The following is a 381-nucleotide window of genomic DNA, read 5'->3' on the forward strand; positions in this document are numbered from 1 at the left end:
GTAATAATCCGTTAAACAATGCGCGTAATAACAAGGCAGCAAGTACGCCATTATGTCCAGCTCGGGTGACATCAAGGCAATAAAATGCCAGATCGTTTTCCGAAAGTGCGGCAATATCAAGCACCAGGCCGGGTTTGTCCGCGGCAACCAATTGACGATAATTAACCCGGCAATGGGAAATCACCTGCTGAACCGGCGGTTGCAATTCCTGTAATAATTTCGCCGCTGCGGCAGGGTTATCAACCATTGCATCCCAGTCGCGAAAAAGCCTTTCCTCTTCCTCAACGCGGGAATTAAACATGCTGGGATAGAGACAGGCAAAAACCATCTCGCGCAAGCGATTCAGATCTTTAACTGGTTTCAGCAAAACATCTTCAACGC

1 protein-coding gene is annotated in these 381 nt (G+C 48.0%); it reads right to left on the reverse strand.

Annotation, left to right across the window (positions count from 1 at the left end; genetic code table 11):
- On the reverse strand, positions 1-381 hold a 381-nt coding region (locus tag D7W79_RS43055), incomplete at both ends, for a hypothetical protein (protein ID WP_208730002.1).

Origin of the sequence: Corallococcus exercitus (assembly GCF_003611585.1) — a bacterium.
GTDB classification, from domain to species: domain Bacteria; phylum Myxococcota; class Myxococcia; order Myxococcales; family Myxococcaceae; genus Corallococcus; species Corallococcus exercitus.